This window comes from Neobittarella massiliensis (ex Bilen et al. 2018) (genome assembly GCF_900289145.1).
GTDB classification, from domain to species: Bacteria; Bacillota; Clostridia; order Oscillospirales; family Ruminococcaceae; genus Neobittarella; species Neobittarella massiliensis.
In genome coordinates this window covers 1-7,531 of record NZ_OKQO01000017.1, presented here as the reverse complement: position 1 = coordinate 7,531, position 7,531 = coordinate 1, and the positions used below count along the sequence as shown (strand labels likewise).

General features: G+C 48.6%; 11 protein-coding genes and 1 pseudogene. All 12 read left to right on the top strand.

What is annotated here, in order from left to right:
- Window positions 1-775, top strand: a pseudogene (locus C6Y32_RS14925) (hypothetical protein); the annotation flags it as partial.
- A gap of 244 nt (window positions 776-1,019) precedes the next feature.
- Complete coding sequence (locus C6Y32_RS14920) at window positions 1,020-1,301, top strand: type II toxin-antitoxin system RelB/DinJ family antitoxin (protein ID WP_005948237.1); 282 nt, start codon at window positions 1,020-1,022, stop codon at window positions 1,299-1,301.
- Window positions 1,294-1,566 (top strand): type II toxin-antitoxin system YafQ family toxin, encoded by a 273-nt coding sequence (locus tag C6Y32_RS14915; RefSeq protein ID WP_005948235.1) that lies wholly within the window; start codon window positions 1,294-1,296, stop codon window positions 1,564-1,566. Before C6Y32_RS14920 ends, C6Y32_RS14915 begins: the two co-directional genes overlap by 8 nt.
- 18 nt (window positions 1,567-1,584) lie before the next feature.
- The gene (locus C6Y32_RS14910; protein ID WP_005948233.1) at window positions 1,585-1,833 is read left to right on the top strand and encodes a hypothetical protein; all 249 of its coding nucleotides are present in this window, start codon (window positions 1,585-1,587) and stop codon (window positions 1,831-1,833) included.
- Window positions 1,830-2,297 (top strand): hypothetical protein, encoded by a 468-nt coding sequence (locus C6Y32_RS14905; RefSeq protein WP_005948231.1) that lies wholly within the window; start codon window positions 1,830-1,832, stop codon window positions 2,295-2,297. Before C6Y32_RS14910 ends, C6Y32_RS14905 begins: the two co-directional genes overlap by 4 nt.
- 54 nt (window positions 2,298-2,351) lie before the next feature.
- Window positions 2,352-3,122, top strand: a complete 771-nt coding sequence (locus C6Y32_RS14900) for a hypothetical protein (protein ID WP_005948226.1) — start codon at window positions 2,352-2,354, stop codon at window positions 3,120-3,122.
- Window positions 3,123-3,170: 48 nt separating this feature from the next.
- Entirely contained in the window at window positions 3,171-3,254 is an 84-nt protein-coding gene (locus tag C6Y32_RS14895; protein ID WP_001814874.1) for a 23S rRNA methyltransferase attenuation leader peptide, read from the top strand.
- Window positions 3,255-3,378: 124 nt separating this feature from the next.
- Window positions 3,379-4,116: a 23S rRNA (adenine(2058)-N(6))-methyltransferase Erm(B) gene (gene erm(B) / locus C6Y32_RS14890; RefSeq protein WP_001038795.1), complete on the top strand. Its 738-nt coding sequence runs from the start codon at window positions 3,379-3,381 to the stop codon at window positions 4,114-4,116.
- 145 nt (window positions 4,117-4,261) lie between these two features.
- On the top strand, window positions 4,262-4,381 hold the full coding sequence (locus C6Y32_RS15815) for a topoisomerase DNA-binding C4 zinc finger domain-containing protein (RefSeq protein WP_181989423.1): 120 nt from the start codon (window positions 4,262-4,264) through the stop codon (window positions 4,379-4,381).
- The gene (locus tag C6Y32_RS15810) at window positions 4,341-4,532 is read left to right on the top strand and encodes a hypothetical protein (protein WP_005948221.1); all 192 of its coding nucleotides are present in this window, start codon (window positions 4,341-4,343) and stop codon (window positions 4,530-4,532) included. The genes C6Y32_RS15815 and C6Y32_RS15810 overlap by 41 nt, the downstream gene beginning before the upstream one ends.
- Before the next feature lie 242 nt (window positions 4,533-4,774).
- Window positions 4,775-6,001 (top strand): plasmid recombination protein, encoded by a 1,227-nt coding sequence (locus C6Y32_RS14870; protein WP_007596194.1) that lies wholly within the window; start codon window positions 4,775-4,777, stop codon window positions 5,999-6,001.
- A gap of 423 nt (window positions 6,002-6,424) precedes the next feature.
- Window positions 6,425-7,531 (top strand): hypothetical protein (locus C6Y32_RS14865; RefSeq protein WP_105206063.1); only part of this gene is annotated, 1,107 nt, incomplete at its 3' end.

Sequence of the window (7,531 nt, the reverse complement as noted above, 5' to 3'; positions counted from 1 at the left end):
CAACGGGGAACAGCAGCGGCTTGAGGGGCTTATGAGAAAGAGCCGACTGTCGCTGGCCGAGGCGAAAGAGAAGTACCCGGATTGGTATGAGCGGCGGATCATCAAGAAGGAGCGGCGGGGCCGCTGGACGGTCAAGCGTGACCTTTACGACTGGTGGCTGCACCGGATCGCCGATGAAATCCGGGTGGGCCATCGTTTCTATGGCATTATGACGCTGGCGATTTATGCGAAGAAATGCGGGATAGACGAGGACGAGCTGCGCCGGGACGCTTTCGCGTTGCTTCGGCCCTACGATGATATGAGCGTGGAGGATATAAACCGCTTTACAAAAGATGATGTGGTGTGCGCCCTTGAGATGTTCAACGAGGACTATGTGACATTCCCCAGGGACGATATAGCGAAGCTCTCCGGCCTGACTATGCCTGTCAATAAGCGGAACTGGCGCAAACAGCCAGTACATTTGCAGGGCGCGAGAGCAATCCAGGAGATTAACGATAAGGCCAATGGTACGAATTGGAGAGAAGGGAATGGGCGGCCAAAAGGCAGCGGAACGGCCCAGGCGCGGGTTTATGAATGGCGGCAGCAGCACCCGGAGGGACGCAAGGCCGACTGTCACCGGGAAACTGGCCTTGATCCGAAAACCGTCCGTAAGTGGTGGGATTGCCCGCCGCCAGCGGTGCGCTTTGAAAATGGGCATATAACGGTGCGGGTGTCCCCTTCCCAGGAGTTGAGCGATTGGCTCCTGGACGCGCTACACGATGGGGGCCAGGAATAAGGCCCAGAAAGGCCCCTGTTACGCTTTAGAAGCCGTTTTCAGCCCTCCGAGGGTAAAATACCGGCCCCCTCTCTACTGCGCCCAGAAAGCCGCATAAATCAAGGCTTTTTTGCCCTCTAAATGCGAACATACCAGGGTAGAAGTTTAAGGGCCAGTGCTTGGGTAAACGGCCAGGAATATATATTGACATTGTAAATAAAAAGTTATACAATGGATATAATAAGAGTGAAAGGAGTTGCTACCTATGGCAAATACAAATATTAACATTCGTATGGACGCAGACTTGAAGCGGCAGTTTGAGGCGTTCTGTGCTGATATGGGAATGACGATGACAACGGCGTTCAATGTTTTTGCGCGTAAGGCTGTGAGGGAGTATAGAATACCCTTTGAAATCAGCGGTGATGTACCGAACGCTGAAACCGTCGAAGCAATCAAGGAAGTAAAGAGAATGAAGGCCGATCCGAGCCTTGGCAAGACCTATTCCAATGTCGATCAGATGATGGAGGAGCTGCTTGCCGATGTATAACATAAGACCAACCACAAAGTTTCAGAAGGATTTGAAGCGCGTGAAAAAGCGCGGCTTTGATATTCCTTTGCTGACCGATATTATTAAAAAACTGGCTGCGGGGGAGCCGTTGCCGGAGAAAAACAGGGATCACCAACTTTCCGGGGACTATGCGGGGTGTCGTGAGTGCCACATTACGCCGGATTGGTTGCTGATCTACGAAGTGGACGGGGACGAGCTGATTTTATATCTCACCCGGACGGGATCGCATAGCGATTTATTTTAGGGGAAGGAGGAAAGGTCTATGAGCTGGGATAAAGAGAGGATCGCGCAGTTGCAGCTCCCCGATCTGGCAGACGATGATCCGCACCCTCGGCTGCTCCTGGAAGGGGACGGCATACACGCAGGGCAGGGTTTTACCGCCTTGTTTCCTGATGGCTGGCACGAGATTACCCTTGAAGTAGCCTGGGAGCCAACAGGCCCCGGCTGCTGGTACATATCTACGCCTGGGTTTGAGGGCGTGTGTCCTGTGGGCCTGTTCGTGAAGGTATGAAAACAATCCGGCAGATAGCGGACGAGATAGGGGTATCAAAGACAGCAGTAAATAAGCAAATCGCAAACCTGGGTTTGCGATCAGGTTTACGAAAAAACGGAAACCAGTTTGCGATTGATGAACACCAGGAAGCCTTGATAAAACAGGCTTTTTCTGAAAAATCGCAAACCGAAATCGAAAACCAATCGCAAACTAAAACGCAAACCGAAAACCACGAAGTTGGCGATTTAGTTTGCGTTTTACAGGCAACTATCGACACGCTGCAAGGGCAGCTTGAAGTAAAAGACCGGCAGATTGCAAAGCTGACTGAGGCCCTGGTAGCCGCCCAGCAGACAGCGGCAGCGGCCCAGGCACTCCACGCGGGAACAATGAAGCAACAGCTTCTTTCCGGGGAGAGTGGAGCGGATCAGCAGGAGCCGGAACAGAAAAAAAGCTGGTTTTCAAAAATTTTTGGTGGTAGATAGGAAACAAAAGGACATTTTTTTCGTCACTACAAGTAGGAAAGGCGGTGTGATACAATGAAGAAAATTGCTCTTATTTTATGTTTGGTATTAGTGGCGTCTTTTGTATTAAGTGGGTGTAACAACAGTGATAGTATCATTACTCTCGAAGATAGAGAAGTTGGAAAAATAGAAATACAATCAGGAAATACGGGAGAAACGGTAGAGGTCACCGAAGAAGAAGTAATTTCGCAAATTGCTGATATACTGTCATTAGAATTTGAAAAAGGTGAGAAAAGTAACGACAGTACAGGGTGGAGTTATTCAGTAAGGTGGTATGATACAGAAGGGAAACAGATAGACACTGTTGTAATAATGAATGATGGAACTATTGAGAAAGACGGATATTTTTGGAAAACATCTAAGGACAACATAGAACTATCTGTATTTGATGAATTAGTAACGAAGCATTCCTCCGAGCTGCCACTTGAATGGGACAAAATTCCTATGGTGATGGTGGATGGTAAACTCTACTACGATACGGGGAAAGAGAGTACCGTAAGTGCCCGTTGTGGAGTAATGGATGGGGAAATTACTTCGACGGTTGACGGTTCTGAGATACCGACAAAAGATAACCAATCCAATTTCGGGACGGGCTTTGAATATCAATACGGAGCCGACAATACCATAGAGATTTTTATGAACGAAAAATGGATTGTTTTTGAGCAAAGAGAAGGAACTGGAAATCAAGTCCGATTTGGTGATCGGATGGTAGATGCGGATGGTCTTTCGGAAGAAACGCTTGAATGGCTCGATTGGTATCTTAAAATTTTGTATAATAGGAATTGAAGTTAAATTAGATGCTAAAAATTTGTAATTAAGAAGGAGGGATTCGTCATGTTGGTATTCCAAATGCGTAATGTAGATAAAACATCTACTGTTTTGAAACAGACTAAAAACAGTGATTACGCAGATAAATAAATACGTTAGATTAATTCCTACCAGTGACTAATCTTATGACTTTTTAAACAGATAACTAAAATTACAAACAAATCGTTTAACTTCTGTATTTGTTTATAGATGTAATCACTTCAGGAGAGATTACATGAACAAAAATATAAAATATTCTCAAAACTTTTTAACGAGTGAAAAAGTACTCAACCAAATAATAAAACAATTGAATTTAAAAGAAACCGATACCGTTTACGAAATTGGAACAGGTAAAGGGCATTTAACGACGAAACTGGCTAAAATAAGTAAACAGGTAACGTCTATTGAATTAGACAGTCATCTATTCAACTTATCGTCAGAAAAATTAAAACTGAATACTCGTGTCACTTTAATTCACCAAGATATTCTACAGTTTCAATTCCCTAACAAACAGAGGTATAAAATTGTTGGGAATATTCCTTACCATTTAAGCACACAAATTATTAAAAAAGTGGTTTTTGAAAGCCGTGCGTCTGACATCTATCTGATTGTTGAAGAAGGATTCTACAAGCGTACCTTGGATATTCACCGAACACTAGGGTTGCTCTTGCACACTCAAGTCTCGATTCAGCAATTGCTTAAGCTGCCAGCGGAATGCTTTCATCCTAAACCAAAAGTAAACAGTGTCTTAATAAAACTTACCCGCCATACCACAGATGTTCCAGATAAATATTGGAAGCTATATACGTACTTTGTTTCAAAATGGGTCAATCGAGAATATCGTCAACTGTTTACTAAAAATCAGTTTCATCAAGCAATGAAACACGCCAAAGTAAACAATTTAAGTACCATTACTTATGAGCAAGTATTGTCTATTTTTAATAGTTATCTATTATTTAACGGGAGGAAATAATTCTATGAGTCGCTTTTTTAAATTTGGAAAGTTACACGTTACTAAAGGGAATGGAGATAAATTATTAGATATACTACTGACAGCTTCCAAGAAGCTAAAGAGGTCCCTAGCGCCTACGGGGAATTTGTATCGATAAGGGGTACAAATTCCCACTAAGCGCTCGGGACCCCTTGTAGGAAAATGTCCTAAGTGTGGCAACAATATTGTATTAAAAAAATCGTTTTATGGTTGTTCAAATTATCCTGAATGTAAGTTTACTTTATAATAGTTTGCCGGAAGAACAACAGTTAGCTATAAGTGCTGTGCCGCCAGATTTGCTTGAAGAAAGCGGTCTTGTAAAAACAGAGGACGCAGAGGTTTCTGCACAGGAAGATGAATTGTGTGGCTATCCTCTTGCACCAGAAGAAGTAGAGTGACAACAGAAGTTCTTGGAGACAGTTGTGAGGCTGCCTCTTTTAGCCCCCGGCAGGGCGCAAAAGCACTTTCATACTGCCAGCCCCGAAGGGGCGGCGGTGTGAAAGTGCTTTTGCGTTACTTTCTCACAAGAAAGTAACAAAGAGGTTGTGGACTGCGGCCAGTTATGGTAAAATAGGAGTAGTAGGATATAGGCTTTTGCAGGAAAGGGACGGGTGATTTTATAGGCACAACCATTTCGGGAATGACGGGCCGGGGAAGTATCCGGCACAACAACAGGAGCTTTTCAGCGGCGAATGTAGACCGAAGCAGGTCGGGGCAGAATGTCACCTTTTGCAACGAGGATTTGAAAAAGGTGTACCACGAACTTTTCGATGAAGCCCTGGCCGCCTACAATGCCAAAAAGAAAAAGACCAGGGACAAGATACCAGACTACTATGAGCATATCCGGCAGAGCAAGCAGGAGAAGCTATTTCACGAGGCTATCTTTCAGATCGGCAACTTGACGGACTGCGGGTGCGGCTCCCCTGGAGGGGAACGGGCGGCGGCAGCTCTCAAAGAATTTGCAGAGTCCTTCCAGGAGCGCAATCCTCATCTGCGGGTGTTCAATATGGTGCTGCACATGGACGAGGCCACGCCCCACCTCCATGTGGACTTCGTGCCGGTGGCAACGGAGCAGAGCCGGGGCCTCTCAACGAGGGTATCAATGAAACAAGCGTTAAAGCAGCAAGGATTTGAGGGGCTTGGCCGGAAGCAGACGGAATGGAAAGCCTGGATGGAACGGGAGAAAGAAGCCCTAACGGAAATCGCCCAGGCGCACGAGTTTGAGATCATCAGCCTGGGCGGTGGCCGCCCTCATATGGAGCTGCCAGAGTACAGGGCAGCGGCCCAGCGGCTTGAAGCTGTCCAGGAACAGGTGATAGCGGCAGAGCAGGAGATCGCGGCCTTGGAAAAGCAGAGAAAGGCCCTGCAAGGGAATGTGAAGCTGCTGAAAGCGGTGGAGAAGGTCAAGCCCGATCTGGACGCGATACAACCAGAAAAGACGCTGACAGGGGCCGTCAAGGGTGTGACGGTGGAGCAGGTGAAGGAGCTGAAGGCGGCGGTGATCCGGGGTGCGGCGGCAGAGCAGAAGGTGCGGGAGCTGAAGGTAGAAAACCAACAGCTTCAGCAGAAAATCCCCTCGATGAAAGAAAAGCTGAAGGAGGCCCAGGAGCGGAAGCGGCTTGAAAATGAAAACCGGCAGCTCAAAGTGCAGGTCGAATACCTGGAAAAAGATTTGAGCTGGGAGCGTGGGATTTCGGCGCGGCTCCAGGAAGGGATCGGGGCGGTGCTGGACTTTCTGGATCAGCACTTGCCGGAGCAGTTCCGGCCCCTGGTCGAAAAGGCGCGGGAGCTGCTACCTGTGCCAGAGGTGCAGCAGCCGGAAAGAGAGCAGGAACGGGGCCACACCTGGGGCGGTATGGAGTTGTAAAAGAAGCCTGTCCGGGGGCCTTGCAAGAGCCGCCCGGACAGGCTATAATAACAGTAAAAATAGGGAATAAAATGTATTGATAATATATGCCCCCCTGTGGGTATAGGGGATAGCAGGGAGTTAGTGTGTCGTAAAATAGGGAATAAAATGTATTGATAATATATGCCCCCCTATGGTCTTTAGGCCAGGATAAATAATAAAAATATTTTCTCTCGGACAGGGAGAAAGTCGGAGGGGGTTATGGGGGTGAGCGGCGGGGTGTGGGAATGTGGTAAACCTGAAAGGTTTTCCATCATTTCCATGCCCCAGAGCGAGGGGGAAAAGGGGGAGGTGACTTTCTCTTTAAGGCCCCGAAGGGGCCGCTCTTTGGCTCCCCCTTTTCCCCCTATGGGTTTGCAGAATGTACGAAAAGAGGTGTAAGGAATGGCGGATCAGCAAGTAGCACTGGAACGGCTGCGGGAACTTTACAGGGAAAAGAACGAGCATTTAGAGAAGTTTTTAGAGCCGGTGGAGCCGTATGAGTTTTATCGTGAGATCTTCCCGGAAGGATCTTTCGAGAGGAAGGGCCATTTTGAGGACAGGAAGGGAAACGGGATCGCGGTGACAGTGGCCAAAAGTGAGGTTGACAAGGCAACCGGGATTGCCCTGCAGATCGAGGGGGACGGTAAAGCGAAACGATGTACCGTCACTGACGAGCTGGACGAGCTGCGGGAGCTGCAAGACACCGATTTCACGATTATGTCCCCGATCTCCTATTTTGGACGGCGGCGGTGCGGCAAAAATGCCCGGTATCTCTATGCCCTGGTCTTTGACTTGGATGGGGTGGGTATGCCCCAGCTCCGGGACACGCTGCACCAGATGAACAAGGATATTCTGCCCCAGGCAACCTTTGTTGTAAACAGCGGGACAGGGCTTCACCTGTATTATGTGCTGAAAGAGCCGGTGCCTATGTACCCGTACAACCAGAAATGCTTGAAAGAGCTGAAATATTCCCTCACCCGGCAGATTTGGAATAAGTTTACCTCCACCATCAAGGAGCCGCAAATGCAGGGGATTTTGCAGGGCTTTCGGGTGGTCGGCTCTGGCTCGAAGCTGGGGCGTGAGTACCCTGTGAGGGCGTTCCGGCTCGGCGGGCCGGTGGAGCTGGCGCGGCTGCTTGATTATATCCCGGACAGCAACGGGGAACAGCAGCGGCTTGAGGGGCTTATGAGAAAGAGCCGACTGTCGCTGGCCGAGGCGAAAGAGAAGTACCCGGATTGGTATGAGCGGCGGATCATCAAGAAGGAGCGGCGGGGCCGCTGGACGGTCAAGCGTGACCTTTACGACTGGTGGCTGCACCGGATCGCCGATGAAAACCGGGGGGGGCATCGTTTCTATGGCATTATGACGCTGGCGATTTATGCGAAGAAATGCGGGATAGACGAGGACGAGCTGCGCCGGGACGCTTTCGCGTTGCTTCGGCCCTACGATGATATGAGCGTGGAGGGTATAAACCGCTCTACACACGAGGACGGGGGGGGGGGCCCTGTG